25 protein-coding genes are annotated in these 20,088 nt (G+C 68.0%); 11 read left to right on the forward strand and 14 right to left on the reverse strand.

Going from position 1 to position 20,088, the window contains the following annotated elements; all coding sequences use genetic code 11:
* Positions 1-112: 112 nt before the first annotated feature.
* Genes arfB through ASG73_RS11730 form a run of 3 tightly spaced genes read right to left on the reverse strand, consistent with a single transcriptional unit; the run spans position 113 to position 2,298 of the window.
* A complete protein-coding gene (gene arfB / locus ASG73_RS11720; protein WP_055996027.1) occupies positions 113-550 on the reverse strand; it encodes an alternative ribosome rescue aminoacyl-tRNA hydrolase ArfB in 438 nt (145 codons plus the stop codon).
* A 5-nt stretch (positions 551-555) separates the two neighbouring features.
* On the reverse strand, positions 556-1,464 hold the full coding sequence (locus ASG73_RS11725; RefSeq protein ID WP_156466266.1) for a ketopantoate reductase family protein: 909 nt from the start codon (positions 1,462-1,464) through the stop codon (positions 556-558).
* A 15-nt stretch (positions 1,465-1,479) separates the two neighbouring features.
* On the reverse strand, positions 1,480-2,298 hold the full coding sequence (locus tag ASG73_RS11730; protein WP_055995193.1) for a hypothetical protein: 819 nt from the start codon (positions 2,296-2,298) through the stop codon (positions 1,480-1,482).
* Positions 2,299-2,388: 90 nt separating this feature from the next.
* Between ASG73_RS11730 and ASG73_RS18075 the strand changes: the two genes are divergently transcribed.
* From ASG73_RS18075 to ASG73_RS11750, 4 genes are all read left to right on the forward strand, one after another.
* Positions 2,389-2,847, forward strand: a complete 459-nt coding sequence (locus tag ASG73_RS18075) for an Lrp/AsnC family transcriptional regulator (RefSeq protein WP_055995196.1) — start codon at positions 2,389-2,391, stop codon at positions 2,845-2,847.
* 73 nt (positions 2,848-2,920) lie between these two features.
* Positions 2,921-3,964: an FUSC family protein gene (locus ASG73_RS11740; RefSeq protein ID WP_055995199.1), complete on the forward strand. Its 1,044-nt coding sequence runs from the start codon at positions 2,921-2,923 to the stop codon at positions 3,962-3,964.
* Between the two features lie 30 nt (positions 3,965-3,994).
* Positions 3,995-4,702 carry a VOC family protein gene (locus tag ASG73_RS11745; protein ID WP_055995202.1) on the forward strand — a complete coding sequence of 236 codons (708 nt, stop codon included), beginning with the start codon at positions 3,995-3,997 and terminating at the stop codon, positions 4,700-4,702.
* A gap of 58 nt (positions 4,703-4,760) precedes the next feature.
* On the forward strand, positions 4,761-5,069 hold the full coding sequence (locus ASG73_RS11750) for an AbrB/MazE/SpoVT family DNA-binding domain-containing protein (protein WP_055995205.1): 309 nt from the start codon (positions 4,761-4,763) through the stop codon (positions 5,067-5,069).
* Between the two features lie 325 nt (positions 5,070-5,394).
* Here the strand turns inward: ASG73_RS11750 and ASG73_RS11755 are convergent, their stop codons facing one another.
* Entirely contained in the window at positions 5,395-5,829 is a 435-nt protein-coding gene (locus ASG73_RS11755) for a hypothetical protein (protein ID WP_055995208.1), read from the reverse strand.
* A 519-nt stretch (positions 5,830-6,348) separates the two neighbouring features.
* Between ASG73_RS11755 and ASG73_RS11760 the strand changes: the two genes are divergently transcribed.
* From ASG73_RS11760 to ASG73_RS17605, 4 genes are all read left to right on the forward strand, one after another.
* The gene (locus ASG73_RS11760) at positions 6,349-6,663 is read left to right on the forward strand and encodes a hypothetical protein (protein ID WP_055995211.1); all 315 of its coding nucleotides are present in this window, start codon (positions 6,349-6,351) and stop codon (positions 6,661-6,663) included.
* Positions 6,653-6,898: a YlcI/YnfO family protein gene (locus tag ASG73_RS11765; RefSeq protein ID WP_055995213.1), complete on the forward strand. Its 246-nt coding sequence runs from the start codon at positions 6,653-6,655 to the stop codon at positions 6,896-6,898. Before ASG73_RS11760 ends, ASG73_RS11765 begins: the two co-directional genes overlap by 11 nt.
* A gap of 389 nt (positions 6,899-7,287) precedes the next feature.
* Positions 7,288-8,457 (forward strand): NAD(P)/FAD-dependent oxidoreductase, encoded by a 1,170-nt coding sequence (locus tag ASG73_RS11770; RefSeq protein WP_055995216.1) that lies wholly within the window; start codon positions 7,288-7,290, stop codon positions 8,455-8,457.
* 238 nt (positions 8,458-8,695) lie between these two features.
* Positions 8,696-9,148: a GNAT family N-acetyltransferase gene (locus tag ASG73_RS17605; RefSeq protein ID WP_162253983.1), complete on the forward strand. Its 453-nt coding sequence runs from the start codon at positions 8,696-8,698 to the stop codon at positions 9,146-9,148.
* Between the two features lie 392 nt (positions 9,149-9,540).
* Here ASG73_RS17605 and ASG73_RS11775 read toward each other — a convergent pair whose 3' ends face one another.
* The 3 genes from ASG73_RS11775 to ASG73_RS11785 are packed head-to-tail and all read right to left on the reverse strand — an operon-like array spanning position 9,541 to position 12,497.
* Positions 9,541-11,046 carry a hypothetical protein gene (locus tag ASG73_RS11775; RefSeq protein WP_055995219.1) on the reverse strand — a complete coding sequence of 502 codons (1,506 nt, stop codon included), beginning with the start codon at positions 11,044-11,046 and terminating at the stop codon, positions 9,541-9,543.
* Positions 11,047-11,061: 15 nt separating this feature from the next.
* A complete protein-coding gene (locus ASG73_RS11780) occupies positions 11,062-11,394 on the reverse strand; it encodes a helix-turn-helix domain-containing protein (RefSeq protein ID WP_055995220.1) in 333 nt (110 codons plus the stop codon).
* Positions 11,391-12,497: a tyrosine-type recombinase/integrase gene (locus ASG73_RS11785; protein ID WP_055995223.1), complete on the reverse strand. Its 1,107-nt coding sequence runs from the start codon at positions 12,495-12,497 to the stop codon at positions 11,391-11,393. Before ASG73_RS11785 ends, ASG73_RS11780 begins: the two co-directional genes overlap by 4 nt.
* A gap of 726 nt (positions 12,498-13,223) precedes the next feature.
* On the opposite strand from ASG73_RS11785, the gene ASG73_RS11790 reads away from it, so the two are divergent.
* Positions 13,224-13,511, forward strand: coding sequence for a hypothetical protein (locus tag ASG73_RS11790; RefSeq protein ID WP_055995226.1), 288 nt, complete (start codon positions 13,224-13,226; stop codon positions 13,509-13,511).
* A gap of 122 nt (positions 13,512-13,633) precedes the next feature.
* Here the strand turns inward: ASG73_RS11790 and ASG73_RS11795 are convergent, their stop codons facing one another.
* The 7 genes from ASG73_RS11795 to ASG73_RS11825 all read right to left on the reverse strand — a co-directional run bounded on the left by ASG73_RS11795 (position 13,634) and on the right by ASG73_RS11825 (position 17,394).
* Positions 13,634-14,200, reverse strand: coding sequence for a 2'-5' RNA ligase family protein (locus tag ASG73_RS11795; protein WP_055995228.1), 567 nt, complete (start codon positions 14,198-14,200; stop codon positions 13,634-13,636).
* A gap of 21 nt (positions 14,201-14,221) precedes the next feature.
* Positions 14,222-14,617 (reverse strand): VOC family protein, encoded by a 396-nt coding sequence (locus ASG73_RS11800; protein ID WP_055996033.1) that lies wholly within the window; start codon positions 14,615-14,617, stop codon positions 14,222-14,224.
* Between the two features lie 162 nt (positions 14,618-14,779).
* Complete coding sequence (locus ASG73_RS11805) at positions 14,780-15,016, reverse strand: FitA-like ribbon-helix-helix domain-containing protein (RefSeq protein ID WP_156466268.1); 237 nt, start codon at positions 15,014-15,016, stop codon at positions 14,780-14,782.
* Between the two features lie 52 nt (positions 15,017-15,068).
* The gene (locus ASG73_RS11810; RefSeq protein ID WP_055995233.1) at positions 15,069-15,932 is read right to left on the reverse strand and encodes a GNAT family N-acetyltransferase; all 864 of its coding nucleotides are present in this window, start codon (positions 15,930-15,932) and stop codon (positions 15,069-15,071) included.
* A gap of 54 nt (positions 15,933-15,986) precedes the next feature.
* The gene (locus ASG73_RS11815; protein ID WP_055995236.1) at positions 15,987-16,505 is read right to left on the reverse strand and encodes a putative immunity protein; all 519 of its coding nucleotides are present in this window, start codon (positions 16,503-16,505) and stop codon (positions 15,987-15,989) included.
* Between the two features lie 182 nt (positions 16,506-16,687).
* Entirely contained in the window at positions 16,688-17,014 is a 327-nt protein-coding gene (locus tag ASG73_RS11820) for a hypothetical protein (protein ID WP_055995238.1), read from the reverse strand.
* Between the two features lie 47 nt (positions 17,015-17,061).
* Positions 17,062-17,394, reverse strand: coding sequence for a single-stranded DNA-binding protein (locus tag ASG73_RS11825; protein ID WP_055995241.1), 333 nt, complete (start codon positions 17,392-17,394; stop codon positions 17,062-17,064).
* A gap of 172 nt (positions 17,395-17,566) precedes the next feature.
* On the opposite strand from ASG73_RS11825, the gene ASG73_RS11830 reads away from it, so the two are divergent.
* Entirely contained in the window at positions 17,567-18,982 is a 1,416-nt protein-coding gene (locus ASG73_RS11830) for an FAD-binding oxidoreductase (protein WP_055995244.1), read from the forward strand.
* A gap of 25 nt (positions 18,983-19,007) precedes the next feature.
* Positions 19,008-20,060: an AraC family transcriptional regulator gene (locus tag ASG73_RS11835; protein WP_055996036.1), complete on the forward strand. Its 1,053-nt coding sequence runs from the start codon at positions 19,008-19,010 to the stop codon at positions 20,058-20,060.
* Positions 20,061-20,088: the final 28 nt, after the last annotated feature.

The raw sequence follows: 20,088 nt of genomic DNA on the forward strand, positions 1-20,088 counted from the left end.
GGGGGCGCCACCCATGTGGCGCCGTGGGTCCCGTGATCCAGACCACAACGGATGGTGGGTCCTGTCAACTGGAAGGGGTCCTGCGGAGTGTCGCCAGGGGTTCTCGCGAGTGCTATCCGTCGTCCGAGGGGCGTGCCCGGCCGCGCTTGACCTGACCGCGTTGCGACTTGGCCTCGAGCCGGCGGCGTTGTGACCCCCGGGTGCGCTTGGTGGGCCGGCGTGGCGGGGGAGGGGGCGAGAGGGCTTCGCGCAGAAGGGAGGCGACCCGCTCGCGGGCAGCGCTGCGGTTGCGTCTCTGGGAGCGGAACTCGGAGGCATCGACGGTCAGGACCGTGCCGACGAGGCGCCCGGCGAGACGCTCCAGGACTCGCTCGCGCTGCCGGTCGGTGAGCGCCGTGGTCGTCGCGAGGTCGAGCGAGAGCTGGACGCGGGAGTCCGTCGTGTTGACGCCTTGCCCGCCCGGGCCGCTGGAGCGGCTGAACTGCTCCATGAGCTCCGCCTCCGGGACCACGAGCCCCTGGGGGACACCGGGCCCCGGTGGGACGCGCATGCCGGTCACCGGCTCAGGACCCAGGCCATCGTCTGGTTGTACGGCGTCGGGATCCCGTGCTCCTCACCCAGCGCGACGACCCGTCCCGCGAAGAGGCCGACCTCCGTCGGTCGCCCGGCCAGGACGTCCTGCAGCATCGAGGTCTGCCCGGCACCGGGCAGGCCACGCAGCACCTCGTCCCAGCGCTCGGCGTCGGACGCGTCGAGCGGGACGCCGGCGGGGGAGGAGACGGCGATGACCTCGTCGCGCAGGGCGAGCATCAAGGAGCGCGCGGGGCCGTCCTCGGTGAAGTCCGCGTAGGGCGCGCGCAGGACGGCCGAGGACTGGTTGATGCAGGTGTTGACCATGAACTTCCACCACATCTCGTGCTGCATGTCCTCTGGCGCCTCCCACTCCAGGCCGGCCCGGTCGAGCGCCGCGCCGACGGCAGCAACGCGAGAGGGATCGGCCAGTCCGTCAGCAGTCCCGATGACGAGTCGGCCGGGGGAGAGGAAGGTGACCTCGTTGCCCTGGCGGCCCGCAGCCATGCCGAGCGCGATGCACAGCAGCACCTTGTCGGCCCCGAACCGCTCGGCGATGGTCTCCTCGCTGTCCAGCCCGTTGAGCACGGAGACACAGGTCGTGCTCGGCCCGACGAAGGGGGCGAGGTCGTCGAGTGCAGCCGCCAGGTCGTGGTGCTTGACGGCCACGATGGCCAGGTCGACCGGCGACAGCTCGTCACCGGCAGGGCCGGCGACGTCGGCCGCCAGGGGGGTGCCGTTGACCGTCAGTCCCTCGGTGCGCAACCGCTCCGCCCGCTGACCCGAGGCGACGAGGACGGTACGCAGACCCCCTTCGACCAGGTGCGCCGCATACATGGCTCCCATGGCGCCGGCTCCGACGACGGCCACTGACTGGATCTCTCTCGTGCTCACACCGCCCAAGGTATGTCACGGCGGGGAGCCCGCCGACGGGCGTTCCTCGCGCTGCGGCCCGCGGCCGCCGCGACCGACGAGCGCGACCACCGACAGGCAGGCGGTCGTGGCGACCAGGAGTGAAGGACCCCCGAGGACCGATGCCGTGGCGAAGAGCACGACGGCGAAGACGGCCGCACCGACAGAGCCGCGAGCGACCCCTCCGAGGAGCACCCGGGTGGAGTCGACACCCCGGGTGCGATGGGTCGACGGGGTGATGACGAGTGCGACGAGGGGCGCCGCGGCCAGGGTGCCGGCAAGTGCTGGGCCGAGCAGGCTCATCCCGGCCGTGAGGGTGATGACGAGGCCGGACCCGAGCGCGATGCGGCCGGCGGTCAGGTACCTGCGCGGGCGGAGGGGCGAACCTTTTGCCGGTGCAGCGCAGCGCGGCCACAGGCCGAGGGTGGCTGCGGCAACCACGACGTACACGAGGCCGGCAGCCAGTGGACCGTCGACGAGCTGGACGAGCGCCACTGACCCGGCCCATGCGGCGACGGTGCCGAGCAGCGCGGTGAGGACGCCGGCACGGCCGGCCAGCCACGCATAGGCGACCGTCATGGCGATGACGCTGATCTGACCGGCGAGCATGCCGGCGGCTGCCTCGGTCACTGCGGCGCGGCCATGGGTGAGCAGGACGATCCCGAGGAAGGTCCCCGAGGTGAGGGGCAGTCCCACGACGACGCCACCGAGGCGGTCACCCAGGCGGTGCTGGGCCAGAGTCGCGAGGGCGATGCACAGGGGCGGGAGGACGAGACGAAGGGCGATGGCTTCCACGCCCTCGACTGTGGTCGACATCCGGGCGCGATTGTCGCGGAGTTGCGCGCCCCGAGAGGCCATCTGCAGAGAGAATCACTGCGAGCAGCGCTTCTGAGGGAGAATGTCACTGTGAACACCTGGGACGACCTCGATCGACACATCTTGCGCCTGCTCGTCGCCGACGGTCGCGCCACCTACCAGGAGCTCTCCCGGGAGGTGCGACTCTCGGCGAACTCGGTGGCCGAGCGCGTCCGGCGGCTGCGGGCGTCGGGAGTCATCCGCGGGTACCGGGCAGAGCTCGATGCCGCCGCGTTGGGGCGGACCCTCACGATGGTGAGTGAGATCCGGCTGGGGGAGAGGACCGTGCGGCGTGAGTTCGCCGAGAGCCTGCGGGCCGTCCCGCAGGTCGTTGCCGGCTCACGGCTCACCGGGGACTACGACTACGAGCTGCGGATCGCCTGCCGGGATGCGCAGGAGTTCGAAGCCGTCGTCGATCGCCTGCGGCAGGACCACGGTGTCGTCGCCATCCGCTCGAGGATGGTGCTGCACGACCTCGAGGTGGACCCCGGCGGACTCACGCGCCGATGAGTTCTGCGTTGCGGGGCGCTGCGCACCTGCTCCCGGACGGTGCACCCTGACGCGCGCACCTTACGGTGGGGCCATGCCTCTGACTGGAGCCGTGCGCGCCACCAAACGCGACCCCCTTCTCCAGATGGTCAAGACCGCCCTCGCCACGATCCTTGCCTGGGTCGTGTCCGATCTGATCATCCCTGATGGTCCACCGCCGGTCTTCGCCGCGATCGCCGCGATGCTCGTCGTCCAGCCGAGTCTCAACCAGTCGTTGACGAAGGGGGTGGAGCGCAGCGCCGGTGTGGTCGCCGGGGTCGTGCTCGCCACGGGTCTCGGGATGGCCTTCGGCGACGCGTCGTGGGTCGTCCTCGTCGCCGTGTCGGCCGCGTTGGCCCTGTCGTGGGCGCTGCGTCTGACGCCGGGGTCGGCCAACCAGATCGCCATCAGCGCGTTGCTCGTCCTCGCCATCGGAGCGTCAACCCCGGACTACGCCTATGTCCGGGTCATCGAGACCGTCATCGGGGCGGTCATCGGCATCGTGATCCACCTGGCGCTCGTCCCTCCCGTGGCGCTCGAACCGGCGCGCACGGCGCTCGACGAGCTGGGGGAGGAGACCGCCCAGTCGCTCGAGCGGCTGGCCGACGCGCTCGTGGCGCGCAAGACGCGGCCGGGGAGGCTACTGCTGCTCCACGACGCCCGTCGGTTGCACCCGCTGCGCGACGAGGCGCTGGAGGCCCTGGACGGCGCGGAGGACTCGCTGCACCTCAACCCCCGCGCCCGTCGGTATCGCGGCGAGCTCACCGCAATGCGAGAGAGCCTTGACCTCCTGACCAAGATGGGCACGCAGGTGCGGGGGATGACCCGTGCCTACGTCGACCACTACGACGACCAGGTGCGCGAGGAGCCCGTCGTGGCAGGCATCGCGGAGGAGCTGCTGCGCGCAGCCCACGACACCCGGTTGCACCTGCGACTGGCGATGCCTGCGCGTCGAGCCGAGCGCCTCGACGACACGGCCCCGGCCCTCACCGCGCCCCTGGACGTCAGCGCACCCCACGGAATGCGGTGGATCCTCATCGGGTCCCTCATGGAGGACCTGCGTCGGATCCGGCACGAGCTCGGGGCACAGAGCACCTGAGGGCGTGGCTCGGCGCTAACCTCGAGTGTCATGGACGCACTCATGGGGGAGCAGATCGCCCGGGCAGGCCTGGCCGACTGGCGCAAGCTGGCGCAGGGCCTGCACGCCCGATATCTGGTGGACGACTTCACAACGAGCGCGAGATTCGTCGTGGCAGTGGGGGAGGAGGGCGACTCGATCGGTTACCACCCTCGGGTGTCGATGGGGCCCGGGTTCGTGGACCTGAAGCTGATCACCCCCGACGCCGTGTACCGCGACGACGATGACGGCACCGAGCTGGTCTTCGAGTGGGTGACCCAGCAGGACGTCGACCTGGCGCGTCGTATCTCGAGCGTCGCGGCCGAGCGTGGACTCACGGCCGACCCGGCGTCGGTCAGCCATGTCGAGCTCGGTCTGGACGCTGCCGACTCCTCGAGGATCGCCCCGGTGTGGGCGGCGTTGCTGACCGGGATCGCGCAGGCGCAGGGACACGGGTCACCGAGCGACGAGATCAGGGACCCGGCAGGCCGCGTGCCCAACCTGTGGTTCGGTGAGCCCGACGAAGGGGGAGAGGCTCGACAGACCTTCCACGTCGAGGTCTACGTGGCACCAGAGATCGTCGAGCAACGCATCGCCGCGGCGGTCGCTGCTGGTGGCACGATCGTCGACGACAGCCAGTCTCCGGGCCTGACCGTGGTCGCCGACCAGGACGGTCACCGAGACATCGTCTGCGCCGACACCTCGTCGGCTGGCCGTTGAGGAGCGCACCGACCTGCCGTATTACCGCAATGCGGCAATACGGCCTACTCTAGAGGGCATGAGCGCGTCAGCCAGCCACCAGTACCTCGGTGTCCAACGTCGAGGCACGATCACTCTGCCCGCAGACGTTCGGCGTCGGCTGCACTTGGACGAGCCGGGCGCACAGGTCGAGATGACTGAACGCGCCGATGGCGTGGTCGAGCTGCGTGCTGCGCTTCCGGTTCCGGCAGACCAGAAGTGGTTCTGGACCGAGCGTTGGCAAGAGCGCGAGCGGGAGGTGGACGAGCACCTCGCAGCCGGTCGAGTGACGTCTCACGAGTCCACAGATGCCTTCCTGAGTCACCTCGACGACCTCGGACGCGAGTGAAGTTCGAGACCACGCCGGCATTCGACAACGACTTTCAAGGATTGAAGCGTGAGCACGCGGACGCCTTCAAGAGGGTCGTCCGAGACAAGTTTTCTCCGGCCTGTCAGGCGTGGGCTACGGATCCAGCAACTCCATGGCCCGCATCGTTGCGAGTGAAGTCCGTGAGATCGGCCTCGGGCGTCCTGGAGATGACGTGGTCATTCGCCAGTCCAGACGGGCGAGCGACCTTTGAATTGATCACCGTCGACGGCGAGGTGCGGTGTCGATGGCGTCGCGTCGGCGACCACGACGTCTTCAAGAGGCCCTAGCCAGGTTGCCCAACCGTTCACGGCTTCGTTGACTCCCGCCCGCGGGCAAGAGCGGTCACGATGCAGATGGCAAGCACGTTGAGTACCGCGGCGCAGGTCAACGCGAGGATGCCGATGACCTCTGTTGTGACGTGGAACCACCCGGCCAGGTCGCCGGTCGAGGACCACTGACAGTCGACGCCGTCGGTGTTGCATGCACCGCTCCCTGAGCTCTCGGATGGGTTTGCGCCGGGGATGAGCGCCAACAGTCCGTACGCCACGTAGTAGCTGGGGAGGGCAATCACGCTGGCCGGCAGCGACAGCAGCGCCGCCAGGAGAATCCCAGCGGTCGATTCGGTGACGAACCCCACGGTGGCGACGACAGCCACGGTGAGGACGTATCCCGCCGCGACCAGTTCTTGTGCGGTGCTCCGGCTGCGGAAGGCGCCCCGGGCTTGGGCCATCCTGATCATGTCGCTTCTCCTCAGTGCCGCAGGTTCGTGGCGGGGCGGGCAGTGGCGGTGCATGTGCAGACTGCTACCGGACACCCTGCGTATCAACTCCGGGCGTAAAGCACCCCGATCCGCACTCAACGCGGCATTTCCGGATGTGAGTCCGAGGGCCTCCAATGCGCGATCTGGAGTGAAGACCTAATGCCCGCGCTGGATCCACGCTCGCCGGAGAGCACGGATCCACGCAGCGAGCCCCACGACGAACAGAACCAGACAGATCCACCAGTAGGTATCAGTTCCACCCTTGGCGTACCTGATGAGGAAAAAGACTGCAACGACGCCCATCAGACCTTGAGCAGCCAGCTCCCGCCAGCCAGCGTAGGAAATCGGGGGTCCCTGACCTTGGGGGTGTGCCATGAGATCGCTTCTCCCTGTTGCTGCCAGCGGGAGCACCACATTAACGATGTCGAGCCGGGCTGTACGACAGATCGACACGTCAGCGGCATGGTCGGACGTAGTCGTTTGTTATACAATTCGTGAGTGAGTGAACCGTTCGACCTCGATGTGCTCGATGACGCAGAGCCCTTCGACGTCGACAAGCAAGCGGCTCACCTGTTCAAGCATCCGCACCTAGGGCTGGAGGACGTGATGGACGTATGGAACAGCGACCCACTGTTCTACCCGGCCAAACCGCCGGCCCACTGGCTGATGCTCGCCGAGGTCGGCGGGCGAGTTCTCATCGTCCCACTGGCCCCATCGCGCTCGGGTGATCCGGGCAAGTGCCGACCGATCGGCTGCTACGAGGCAACTTCGGGCCTCACCGCCACCTACCGAAGGGACCGTGATGAGTGCTGACAACAGCTCCAAGCAGATGACGCCCGAGCAGGAGTACGAGTTCTACGCCGAGCCGCGCAACCAGGAGCCCCAAGGGCCCGCGCGGCGTCGCAAGAGTCCGCTGAGCACGCCTGTACCGGTGCGCTTCCCGGCTGACCTGCTCGAAAACGTCAAGCGCGCCGCAGAAGCAGATGACCGCTCAGTCTCGGCCTGGATCCGCCGGGCCGTCGAGCACGAGCTTTCCCGCTCCGCCTGACCCACGTACACCCAGCGCGGATCGCGGCAAATCCGGACGTCGAAGGAGGCCCCACTGAGGCGACTTTCCCCGGAGAGCATGCGCGCTCGCTGGTACGTCCCACGCGTGAAGCCGAAACTCGGACCGTTGGCCAGCCTCGTCGTGGCCGTAGTCCTTACGGTCGTGTGTGGCGGCGCGGTGTTCTCATGGAATCGGTCCTCGAGTAGCGGGGTGTGTGTCTCGTCTCTCGAGTTTCAGCTCTTGCTCCCGCGGTTCTTGGCCCTCACTGCTAGTAGTTGGCCTGGCGCAGACGCTTGGGACGTTCGAGACCTGCGCGCAACATGGGCAGCGGTGCTAACTGTCGCCTTCGCGATGGGTACTTTTCGTAGTCGGCAATCGAAGGAGAAGTTGTGAAGCGCGAAGTAGTCGTTGTTGGTGCTGGGGTCGTCGGTGTGGCGCTCGCTCATACGTTGTCCGAGCGTGACGGCGTCACTGTCACCGTCCTCGATCAGTGCGTGCAGGAGCCTCTCGGGTCGACCGCCTTTGCGCCGGGATTCGTCGGGGTCTACAACGACGTTCCGGTCTTGACGCGGTTGGCGCGAGATTCGGCCGCCGTCTACGACGCAGCCGGCGTCGGGTTCCGACGCTCCGGCGGGCTGGAGGTCGCCACATCGGATGCGGGAGTTGCCGAGATCGAGAGCCGCGTCGAGTCAGCCCGGGCGAAGGGGCTCCGTGCGGAGCTGCTGGGCCCGGCAGACCTGCCAGCCTCGGTGACCGCGTTCGTCGACACCTCGAACGTGCTCGCGGCAGGTCACTTCCCCGATGACGGCTCAGCCGACGTGCAGGTTCTGACACTCGGCCTCAAAACGCAGGCGATCGAACGGGGCGCACGGTTCCTGCCAAGCCAGAGAGTCACGGGCATCAACCCGCACGGCACAGGCGCAGTCGTGACCACAGAGTCCGGAGATCGCTTCGCCGCAGACGACATCGTGCTCGCCGGCGGGATCTGGGGGCCGACTCTTGCCTCGCTGGTCGGTCTGGATCTGCCGTTGTTTCCTGTTGCGCACCCCTACGTCTACGACTCGGCTGCGACGGTGTGGGATGACGGGCCTTTCGTGCGCTGGCCCGAGCACCATGTGTACTCGCGGATTCACGGCGATCGGCTGGGGATCGGCAGCTACGATCACCGACCCGTTCCGGTAGAGCAGGGCGAACTCGCTTCTGGCGCAGGGCTCCAATGGTCAACGGACTTCGGTCCTGTCATCGAGTCCGCCCAGCGACTTCTGCGTCCTGAGGTCCGATTCGCCCCAGAGTCCCGGGTCAACGGCGTCTTCGCGATGACGCCGGACAATTTACCGTTCCTTGGCCGTCTGACCGAGTCGGAGAGCGTGTGGATGGCGCAGGCCATCTGGGTGACTCACGCCGCAGGAGCTGCCGTGATGCTGACCGAAGCCATGTTCGAGGGGTCTGAGCTGCCTGGCGAGCTGCGCGTCTCCAGGTTCGAGGGAACCAGCTCCGACGTTCTCGACGAGCGCGCGATGCGCCTCTACCGTGACATCTACGCCAACGACTCCCAATGAACGGTCTGAGAGGTGCCCTGAGGAGGGCCCGCCCATCCAGCCGTCAGACGGCTTCGGAAATTGCCACCAAGTCATAGACTCGTTCTGGACTCATAAATCCAAAACGTGCTCGTGCGTCGTGCCGCTGCTCGTCGAGCACCTCCACGCCGCACGAGTGTGTGCGAGGACTTGCAGATTCAGAACAATGCGAGGCCCTTGTAAGTTGGCGATAACACCACGAACCGCGAAGGCTTCTCTAATGCTGCGCCCTCCCTCGATCGACCTGCGCCCATTTCACGCATCTGACACGGCATTCTTCGCTGGCATGGCCTCTGACGAACGGGTGACCCGCTTCATTGGAGACGGACAGCCATGGGACCAGCAAACCATCCAAGACCGCATCGACGCAGCACTCCATCAGGACCCGCTCGACATCGTTGGAGCATCCCGCTGGTTCCTGGCCACAGAGGCAAACGGACCTGTTGGCATCGTGGTTTCCTCGCGCAAGGACGAGGGCATTGAGATCGGCTATTGGGTGTCACCGGACCATTGGGGCCGCGGCATCGCCGGGGCCATGGTCGATGGCGCCCTGGCCACCATTCCCGACGTCTACGGAACCAAGCAGTTGGTGGCCCGCGTGGACCCGGCCAGCCTCCGCGAAGCTTCTCACCCGCCGCGGATTCCAACTTGCGACCAACCACGACGGACTTGACCACTACACCCTGGCGTAGCGACCGAACTCCACCAGGCCACAGCCCCAACGTCGGCGACTCGGGCGGGACATTGGGCCCGCGGACATACTCGGCCGGGGACTGCGCCAGCACTCCGTCGATGACGCAGGTCCGGTAGAAGTCGGACACCGCTGCCACGCGTCGACTGATTCTGGACGCCTTGTACCGGCGCATCCTGCATCCACCGCACGTACAGCTCGACATGGGCACGTTCCGCTGCCACGTGGTGCAAGCTGCGTTCCTCGCACCACGTGACGAACGAGCGCAGGTCAGACTCGGTGTGCACTCGCGATTGGCCCTCGAAACGAGCCAGGTACGCAGCGCAAGCGCGTCGAAGCGAACCGGGCGCTCATCGGCATGTGCGCGTGGATCTTCAAGGCTGCCTGATCGAACGTCCGGCGTAGCGGGCCCATGGCTCAGCGGTCTTGTCGGCATGCAGGAACGCGACCTGGGTGCTGTAGCCGAGGGCCTCAGCGACGAGTGACGGTGGGCATTCGAGTACGAGTTCGCCGATGGCACGGTTGCGGGCGCCGAGGAGGTTCATTCCGAGGTCCCGGAGCCGGTTCATAACCGTGTTCGGGTGCAGGTGACGGCCGGCCAGTGTGCTGGGGAAGAGCCAGGGGCTCTCGGGCCCGGCGCCGGTTCGGAGGTTTGGCCGCGCGGCGAGGTGCTCGCGAACGAGTGAGGCGAACGGTTCGGGAACGTCGGTCGGGTGCGCGCCGAGAGTGATACTCATGCCCGTGACACCGTCGTCGACGAAGGTGGTCGGGACGCTGACGACCTTGACGAGCGGCTGGGCGTAGAGCAGCAGGAGCATCCCGGCAACTCGGTAGGGGAGCGACTCGCTGGTGCCGGTGAGGAGCTCGTGAATCCAGGCGAGCCGCTGGTCCTGACTCAGCGACGGACTGGTCTTGGCAGACCGGTGCTGGATCGTGACCGCGGTGTTGAGGCGCGCCTTCTTCGCGACTACGAAGAAGGTCCTGATCGCGGTGCGTGTCGTCGGTCCGGAGGCCAACCACTCGCCGACATCTAGCTGTGTGCAGGTGGCGGCGGTGCGTTGGTATGTCTCGTGAAGCCACACGAGGAACTTCACTGTTTCGGTGATCTCCTGCTTGGCCGAGTGGACCGGGCCTCGTGTGGACGCGCCTGAGGCTGCCTTGGCCCGGATGCGCCGGAGGTGGTGCCAGGTGGCGAAGTGCTGAACGGGTTGACGCACCTCGTCCGGGAGCCCGTCGAGCTTGGCGTCGATCCATAGCTCGAAGCGGGGGAGGTAGGGGTCGCGCTGGGGGAGCAGGCCGTGATGCTGCAGCAGTGCACGCAGATGCTCAGCCTGCTTGCTGGACGCGGCGTCGAGACCTTCGTGGGATACCGGGATGCTGCCGTCGCCCAGCCCGCGAAGCAGTGCCTGGACCTTCGACGAGCGTTTCCAGACGATGATCGATTCTGGGCGATCCGAGGCGCACAGTGAGTCGACGAGCGCGACCAGCGCAGGGGCGCTCGGCTCACCGCCGAGCAGCCCCTGGAGGTCGTCGCGCAGGGCGCAGCGGGCGCAGAGCCGGCCGCGGTGGTGTCCGGCTTCGGCGTCGCATCGATCGCAGTGGAAGTCGTAGGAGAGCTCGGCGCAGGTTGCGCAGATCGGTTGACCGTCGGCGTTGGGCGGGCCCGGCAACAGCCGGTGTTGGAGGCACTCAGGGCAGATGCCCCGGGTGTGGATGGCGTCGAAGTAGCAGATGTTGCAGAGCCTGCCTTCTGGCCACCTGGCTGCGAGTCGGGGAATGTTCCGGCCGCAGCGCGCGCACGGGTCTTCGCGGGTGTTCGTAGTTCGCGGTCGACCGCGAACGGTGGAGCGAGGGGAGAGGCCGATCGGTTTCGGATCCATCGCTGCTCCTTGGCTCTACTCGTCGAGGATGTTCGCACGACGCGGCCGCACGGTGCGGTCGAGAGAGACGACGTTCGGCGGGGAAGCCGTACCGGTCTTGCGGACACGTAGGTCGGCAGCGGTGGTGGTGAGGAGGTCCGCAGGAGTGCATTCGAAGATGTCGCAGAGTGCAGCGACCACCTGCAGCGACATCCGCTCCGGGCGCTGGTTCACCAGGCGGTAGACCTGCGGCCGCGACAGGACGATGTCGCGTTCGGCCAGCAGGGGAATCAGGTCTGTGGTGTTGTGCAGGCCCCGGGCCGCCATCAGCTCGGCCAGGCGCCACGTGTAGTCGACCTTGCGCTTCATGATGTGCCGTCCTCGGTCCTACGTTGCATGGCTTCCTTCACCGTACGGTCCAGCGCGCTCCTGAGAGTGGAGCGTCGGAACTCGTCGGAGACGAACTGGTAGATCCCCGTGGTCGAGGCGTGCTCGTGGCCCATCTGGTCCTGGACGAACCTTGGATCCCAGCCCGCTTCGAGCAGGTGGGTGGCGTACGAGCGGCGGAAGGAGTGCAGATCGAGGCCGTCGGAGAAGCCCAGTTCTTGGCAGTAGCGGCGCACCCGCCGGATCAGGGTTGACTCGACGACCAGGCCGCCGCGTTCGCTGGGGAAGAGGTCGAGGGTGCCGGGTTCGCCGCGGCCGTTGGCGAGCCAGTCCTCGAGGATGCCGGGGGTCCAGCGCCACACCGCGAGCACACTGCGGGGCTTGTGTGGGGAGCCTCGTCGTGCCTTGCCGTAGCGGACCTTGCAGACGCCGAAGGCACCGAACTCACGGGCGTGTGGGTTGCGTGCGAAGTCGACGGTCTGGAGGTGCCGCAGTTCGTTAAACCGCAGGCCGTAGGCGTAGGCGATCTTCATCATGACCGCGTCGCGGTACGCGGGTTGCCAGCCCTTGCGTCCCGACTTGCCGATCCGCTCGACCTCGTCGTCGGCGTGGTCGAAGACCCCGCTGATCTCTTCGCGGGTGTACGGGCGCTTGGTCGGGCGGCCGTCGTACTCCTGAACGTGGGAAGCGGTGTTCCAGTCGAAGAAGACCTGGGCGGGGTGGGTGCCGAAGTAGTTCTCGCAGATCCGGTCCCACCCGTAGTCGGGGTTGCTGATGTAGCTGGTGAACGCGCGGAGCGCGGAGTGGTAGCCGCGGAGCGTCGAGTGGGAGACGTGGTTGACGGTGCGCAGGTCTGCGGAGAACTCCTCGACCATGGCTGGCGTCCAGTTCCATGGGTCCTCGTTGACGTGGGCGATGAACCGTTGCACGCAGCGCAGCCGCTGCTCGATGGTGGCGAACTGGAGGTTGCGTGACAGCTGCTGGTTACGCCAGCCGTCAAACATCTTCTGGAGGACCTGTTCGTCGGGCCGGAGGACCGGTACCGACTGCACCAGGTGGACTCGTCCTGAGCCGTCAATCTGCATCGAAACTCCCGAAATTCCCGTTACATCCAGTGATTCAATGATGCATCTGATGAGACGTCAAGGGTGTTTGTGCAGGTCAGCGGCGTGTCCCTGAGGCCGCCATCCACGCCAATCGCCGGTCAACCGCGGCCGTCTGCCCCTATGAGCGCCCCTGCCACTCCAGTATTTATGCAGGTCAACGGCCACTTTCATCGCCGGCAGCGGGGGTGGTGGGGGGGGTGGGGGGAGCCTGTGAAGTTGATTCATCTGATGCAATACGCAGCCTACAGACTGACATAATGTGGATTATCGGCGTTCTGGGGACAGGCGGGTCAGGATCGCTTCTGGGGCTAGGGCCTCGTCCACGGATGCTGTTGAGAAGCCACTGCCGACGACTGCCCTCGACGCGCGCGATGCTCTGCCGGAATCCACTGTGGTGGAGGTCTGCCGCTACGTCGGTCCTGACGCCAGGTCCTCCTGCAGCAGCGCGTCCAGCGTCCGGCCTCCGCGCTGGCCAACGCTAGGCCTGCCAGTGCCGCAAGACGACCCTGGGGCCCTCGATGACGGACCCCCTCGACGACGGACCTCACGGGCGTGCAGCGGTGGGCTCGCTGGTGCCTCGCCCCTTGGCGTCCGGCCCCTTTCGCGGGGCCATCTGTCGAGGTCTCTTGTGCTTTCAGTAGACGACCCGAGAAGTAATCTGACATAACGTACGAGCGCAGTTGCCCAGATGCGCCCGGCTGAGCATTGACCTCGTGGCCAACGCGTGCCAACGAGGCTCGCTACTTCAAGAACGCGTACCACCACGTCTTCACGGTCGAGCCGACAGCGAAGGCCGAGCAGATCGTCGACTGGGTGACCCGGATCCTGCGAGAGGAGCGGGACATCGTCATCTCCTCCCCCGCACTCGAAGCCAGCCTCGCCGAGGTCGACGGGATCCGGTGGGCGCACGTCTTCTACGAGTCCGGCCTGGCAGTCAACGTCCTCTACACGCTCGCCGAGGGTGGCAAACGTGCTGACGGCTCCAAGCCCTAGGAGGGCATGAACGCGCCCGAGGATCTCGCGGCCTTCAAGTGGGCCCGGCAGAAGTCGAAGCTGGCTGGCACCATTCGCGGCACCTGTTTCGTCATCAAGGCCGACTACTGGCCTGACCGGCTTCAGTCGACGAGCGGTCGGCGGGCTGTGCGCACACCCTGTCCCAGACCGAAGCGTCGCTCCAGAATCCAGTCACCCGACGGCTGCTCGGTCAGCAGTGCAACCGAAGTCGTGACCACGCAGATCGGCAGCCGGGCGTCCACCTCGGTTGCTGCGGAGCGCATGGCGTCGAGTGGTGCGTGGTCGGCGATCGTCAGGTGCGGGACGACCTCTGCGTGCTCACCACCGTAGGGCTGATACGCGGGGAACTCGACAACGACGAGATCGATGAGACCTCGCAGCTGCACGTCCGCATCGGAGGCGAGCCACAGGACCTTGTCACCGAACCACTGGGTCCCGACAAGGCAGTGCTCGAAGGGAGCAGCCTGCCGGAATATCGATTCGAGTCGGGCCACGATCGTGGCATCGAGCTGGTCGAGCGGGACGAAGGGGAAGAGCACCGTCACGTGGGGCGGCACTCCCCTGCCCGCCATCGGGTCCAGATCGCGTCGGATGTCGCCCACGGCAGGCTCGACCTCGGGCACCTCCACGACGAGCGCCGTCCGCAGAACGCTCCCCTGTCGAGTCATCCGACCATCATGGTCCTTCGCTCAGGCCGGCGGCGCGAAGAACTCCAGGGCGATGTTGTCCGGGTCCCGGAAGGAGATGCCCGACCCGTAGGACGCGTCCTTGACCCCGCTGTGGCTGATGCCCAGACCGTCGAGGGTGGACACCCAGGTCTCGAGCTCGCTGCGCTCGATCGCGAAGGCGATGTGGTCCAGCCCGGTCTGCTTCTCGTCGAACGAGCCCGTGGCGGACGAACCCGTGTGGGTGTGGACCCCGAAGAGGGTGCCGCCCCCGAGAGCGAAGACCGCGTGGTGGAAGGCGCCCGACTCCTCGTCCTCGTCGAGGACGGGATCGGCGCCGAAGAGCTGGCTGTACCAGCGGGTGCTGGCCTCCAGGTCCGTGACGGTGATGGCGACGTGGGTCAGGGCAGGGAACGGCATGGCGACCTCCGTGAGCACCAGGTCGGGTCCGTGGTGCCCGGGGGATCTGGCAAGCGGACGCCGGCGACGACTGGTGGGTCAAGCATCGCGCTCAGGCACAGTGGGCGCAAGAGTCTGCGACGGTCTCCACGTGCTCACGACATGCGTGCTCAGGATGTGCGCTCAGAACCCGTCGGGGCAGAAGTCGACCTGCGTCGGCGGGGCCAAGGCCTCCTTGGAGACAATGCGGCGGGCCGAGACGTACAACCCCATGACTGCGTCGCTGTCCTGGGCATCACCTCGGGTCGCGGCCGTGAGGATCTCGGCGGCCTCGGCCTCCATCGTGCGGCCATGGCTGGTCGCGAGCTCCGTCAGTCGGGTCTCGACGCCTGTGTCGAGGTTGCTGATGGTGAATGTCATCTGGATCACACCCCTTCTCGACTCAAGATACTCGAGCCCGTCGACGGTGTCTCTACGCGCGACGGAGGTCGTCGACGACGGCCCACGGCTCGAAGCCGGCAGCGATGTAGGTGGCCACCGCCGCAGGGTTGCTCGACGGAGTCCCGACCCGCGCGCTCGAGCAACCCATGTCGTGCAGAGCTGCAGCGCCGGCCAGGGTGATGGCCACTCCGTGGCCGTGCCCACGATGGTCCGGGTGCACGCCCATCGGCTCGATGATCCCCGGTCGCCCCTCCCCTGCCGACCACACCGTGATGGCGGCCGCTGGCGAGTCCCCGTCGAGTCCGACGAGACACCGGGCACTCCGGTAGGCGGGTGTGGCGGCGACCGAACGCCACCGGTCGTCCGTGAAGGCCTCGCTGCCGAAGGCCGCGCGGTGGACGTCCGTGCGTGCGTGGGCATTTCGCTGGTCGACGACCTCGACACGCAAGCTGGCCGGCACGGTGATCGGCCTCGAGAGGTCCCGACGAAGGTGGGTCCACTCGTCACCCGATGTCCAGCCACGGGTGACGAGAGCATCCCTGACGGTGGCACCTGCAGGGGCCTCCACGTCGGCCTCGCCAGCGGGTAGTGCACGGCCGTCTTCATGGGCGATGTCACCCGCCATGGCATCGGCCAGGTCCCGGTCCGTCATGGCAGACGGCGTCACGGCCAGTCTGAGCAACCCCGGTCCGTCGAGCAGCCCTGCCGCGACGAGCCGACCATCACGCCACCAGGTCCGCAGCGCCGCAGCAGTGACCTCGTCCCCGCGCCAACCGAACCACCCGATGTCGCCGGGGTGCAGCTGGAAGGGGGTCGAGTCGGTGTGCCACTCCCCCACCTCTCGCGTGATCGCACCGAGCTCGTCGGCCGAGGGGGTACGCAAGGAGATGACCATGCAGCGAGTCCATCAGTGGCGAGTGCTCGGCGCCACCCAATTTTTGATCGTCCGTCAGGTGACGTCGAAGACGGACCAGCAGATGTCGTTGCGTCGGCGTTGGTCCTCGAGGACCAGCTCTCGCACGGCCTCGGGCAGCCGGGCCCGCTGCCAGGCATTTTCGCCGAGGCGGGCGGACTCCCCTTCGCCGTGCGGTGCGGCGGCAACGGCGGCCTTGATGGCATACGCGGCAGCGCCGAGATCGTGCTCGGCGACGTGGCCGACGCAGGCCGCCTGACCGGCTGCGTAGGCAGCGAAGCGTGCCGGCCCGACGAGGTCCCGGGCAGCTCCCATCGCGTGCCCACCAACGGCCCGAGCCTGCATCATCGGCAGCCCACCTGCGGCCCAGGCTCGCGTGGCGGCAATGGCCTCCCGGGGGCGAGCATCGCCTGGTCGGTCGTGCTCGAAGAGCGCGAGCACGTGCTCGGCGCAGTCGGCGGCCCAGCGTGCCAGCAGCTGGTGGTCGGTGTCGGTGAGCGTCCCGCCGCGCCGGATGGTGATGAGCCGTGGGTCCCGGACCGTCGACAGGATCATGACGTCAACACTACGGTCGGACCCGGCATCATGAAGCGATGGCGATGCTCGCGGAGACCGTGAGGCAGCAGTGGGAGCGGCTCCCGGGACGCCTCGAGGACCTCGCGTCGTCGGTTGCGGGACCACGACCACACCGGATGCGATCTTGGCCGGGAGCGCGGAGATGTGAGGTCGAGGGCGGATCACCGCGGCTGCTGCATCTCCCACGCCGCATCGATGGCCCTGCAGATCGCGTCGAGGTCTCCCTCCTGCGGATAGGCCTCGACCTTGGTGTGGGCCTCGAGACGGGGCCGCACGCCGAAGGTCTCGGGGTGCTCCCGCAGCAGGGTCTCCCTCAGGTCGAAGGGGCAGCGGACGATCCATCGCTCCGCCGACTCCGCGCGCGCCACGAGACGGTTGTGCACGTACCAGGCAGGCACGGCGCTCGTCCCCTTGCGCTTGACGCCGTCAAGGGACTCGAGGTGCTCGACGAGCCGCACGGCACGGCCCCACTGCCGATCTCCGGTCACCAGTCCAGCCTCCCACGCCCGCCCGGCGGCGATCAGCGAGTCGCTGATCAGCGACGGTCTCGGACGAGCCGCGCGACTTCGACCTCGTAGCGGCTGGCGGCCCCGCCGGGGGTGCGGAAGAAGCGGCGACGCAGACTCCCTTCGACCCTCACGCGCGTGCCGTCGACCAGGCGCAGCGCCGCCCGCCTGGCACCAGCGCTCCAGCAGGCGCAGTCGATCGTGTCGACCGGCTGCCCCTCTCCCCTGCTCACCACCACGCGCAGCGTCACCAGCTCGTCGCCGCTGGGCATCTCCCGCACGGTCGGGTCGCCGCTCACCCGCCCGGTGATCTCGACCTGGTTGGTCTCCTGGACCCGCTCGTCCGTGGTCGTGTCAGCCACGTCGTCCCCCTTCGTCGTCGTGGTCCCAGACTGCGCGCGACACGGAGGCCGCGCGGGGTGCGGCTCCTGACTGTGGGCGGCTGCCGGCAGCCTCCCGAGGGTGTGGACACGAAGGGAGTCACGACTGGATCACGGTCCCAACCATGTGCAGCCTGCAGACGTCTGCTTCTGCATGGACATCTCCCGCCGAACCGTCATCGGCGCCGGGGCAGCGCTGCCCCTGACCGCCGCCAGCAGTGCCTTCGCCGCACCCACGGTCACCGGCCCCAGCCCCGGGGACTGGGCCGATCTCGACCGCACGCTCGCCGGAAGTGCCTCACTACCGGGGTCCTACCGGTACGAGAGCCGGGTCCCACTCTTCGACCCGAGATGGGACTACCGCCGGCCCGCAGCGCTGGCCCGGATCCTCTCCCGGCAGGACATCTCCACCTGCATCACCTTCGCCCGCGACCACGGCCTCACGATCACCGGACGCTCCGGCGGACACTCCTACATCGGAGCGTCCAGGGCAGCAGGCTCCCTGGTCATCGACACCCGTTCCTACACGAAGGTCCACTTCCCCACCGACCGCGCCGAGACCACGGTGCAGGCCGGGGCGAACCTCTACTCCGTGCACGCCCAGATCTCGAGGTACGGGCGGTCCATCCCGACCGGGACCTGCCCGACCGTCGGCTCGGCCGGACTCACCCTCGTCGGAGGACTGGGCGTCGACAGCCGCCGGTACGGCCTGACCATCGACCGACTGGTGTCCGCCACCGTCATCGACGGGCGCGGTGTCATCCGCAAGGTCGACGCCAACCGTGACCCCGACCTCTTCTGGGCATTGCGTGGCGGCGGGTCCGGAGCTGCGATGGTCGCCGACCTCACCTACCGCACGATCCCCGCCACGTCGATGGGCTTCTTCAACGTCTCCTTCCCGGCCAGCTCCACCGCGACGGTCCTGCGTCAGTGGGCCGTCTGGATGGCCGACCAGCCGAGGGACACCTGGGCCAACGCGCACGTCGACACCGCGGGGTCGTCGATCTCGGTGCGCGTCTTCGGCGTCACCCCCGTCGGACTGGAGGCGACGCGTGCGGCCTCCCTGCGTCGAGCCGTCGGCATCACCCCGCTGAGCACGAGCACGACGACGCGCACGCACCTGGCCGGCATCAGGTACCTGGGGGGCGGGTCGACCACGCCCCGCACCCGTTTCGCCGCCGGGTCGGACATCCTGCGCACGATGACCTCGGACGGCGCAGAAGCCGTGGTTGCGGCCATGCGCTCGGCTGCCTCCCGAGGGCTGAGCGCCTCGGCCATCCTCGATCCCCTCGACGGGGCCATGGCGACACCGGCGATGGCCGCCACGGCCTTCCCCTGGCGAAACCACGTGGCGAGCATCCAGTGGTACGTGGGCGTCGGGTCCTCGAGCGGGTACGCCCCGGCACAGGACTGGATCGCTCACGCGCATGACCTCCTCAGCGCGCACAGCAGGGGTGGCTACTTCGGATACGTCGAGTCGGGCAGGCCCATGGACGCGTACTTCGCCGGCAACTACCCCCAGCTCGCGGCAGCCCGTCTTCGCTACGACCCGGACTCGATCCTCCTGTGAGGACGCCGTGCACCAGACTGACCGGATGCAGCGGTCGGGCCTCAGTGATGTCTCCGTCATCCGCGCGGCCAGCCTGCGCGGGTTCTCCCCGCTCGTGCACGACCTGGGTGGCGACCCTGACGCGCTGCTGAGGCGGTTCGGACTCGACCCGAGGGTCCTGCAGGACGATGACGGGTTCATCCCCATCACGGCGCACGACCTCATGCTCGACGCAGCGGGAAGGGAGCTGGGCTGCTCCGACTTCGGGCTGCGGCTCTCCCAGGCACAGGACCTGAGCATCCTCGGCCCGCTGGCGCTCGCCGTCGAGGCGTCGCCGACGGTCGCCGAGGCGCTCGAGTGCGTCACCCGATTCCTCTTCGTGCACAGTCCCGCACTACGCATCGCCGTCGAGGATGATCCGAGCGGAGCCCGTGGCGTCGTGGCGATCACCTATCGCAAGGACCTGCACGAGTCGCCCTACTCCCCGCAGGCCATGGAGCTCGGGATCGGTCTGCTCGTCCGCATCGCCACGGCCCTGGTCGGGACCGACGTCGGGCTCCGGTCGATCGACCTGCCGCACGCCCCCATCTCCCCCGTCGCCCGCTACACCGCCCTCTTCGGTACGACGGTGCGCTTCAACAGCAGCGTCGCCGCGCTCAGGGTCGACCGACAGACGCTCGACCTGCGATTCGAAGGCGCCGACGCCGTGATCCGCGCTCTGGCGATCGCCCACCTGGCGCGAGACCACTCCAACCCGACCGAGCTGGTCTCGGCGAGAGTGCGTCGGCTGCTCGCCGAGACCCTCGGGACCGCCGGCCTCGTCCTGGACGACGTCGCCCGTCTCTTGGACACCCATCCGCGGACCCTGCAGCGCGCGCTCGCTGTCGAAGGCACCACCTACGAGCTCGTTCTGGACGACGTCCGGCGCGTCGCCGCCCTTCGCCTCATCACCACGACCGACCTGCGACTGACGCAGATCGCGACCATGGTCGGCTTCTCCGCCCAGAGCACCCTGAGTCGCGCGGTGCGGCGCTGGACCGGCCGGGCCCCTCGCGAGCTGCGCGACAGCGACGAGATCCACGCCACGATGTCGCGCTGAGTCAAGTCACCGGAGTGGAAGGCAGGGG

It is taken from the genome of Janibacter sp. Soil728, from assembly GCF_001428305.1.
In the GTDB taxonomy this organism is placed as follows: Bacteria; Actinomycetota; Actinomycetes; order Actinomycetales; family Dermatophilaceae; genus Janibacter.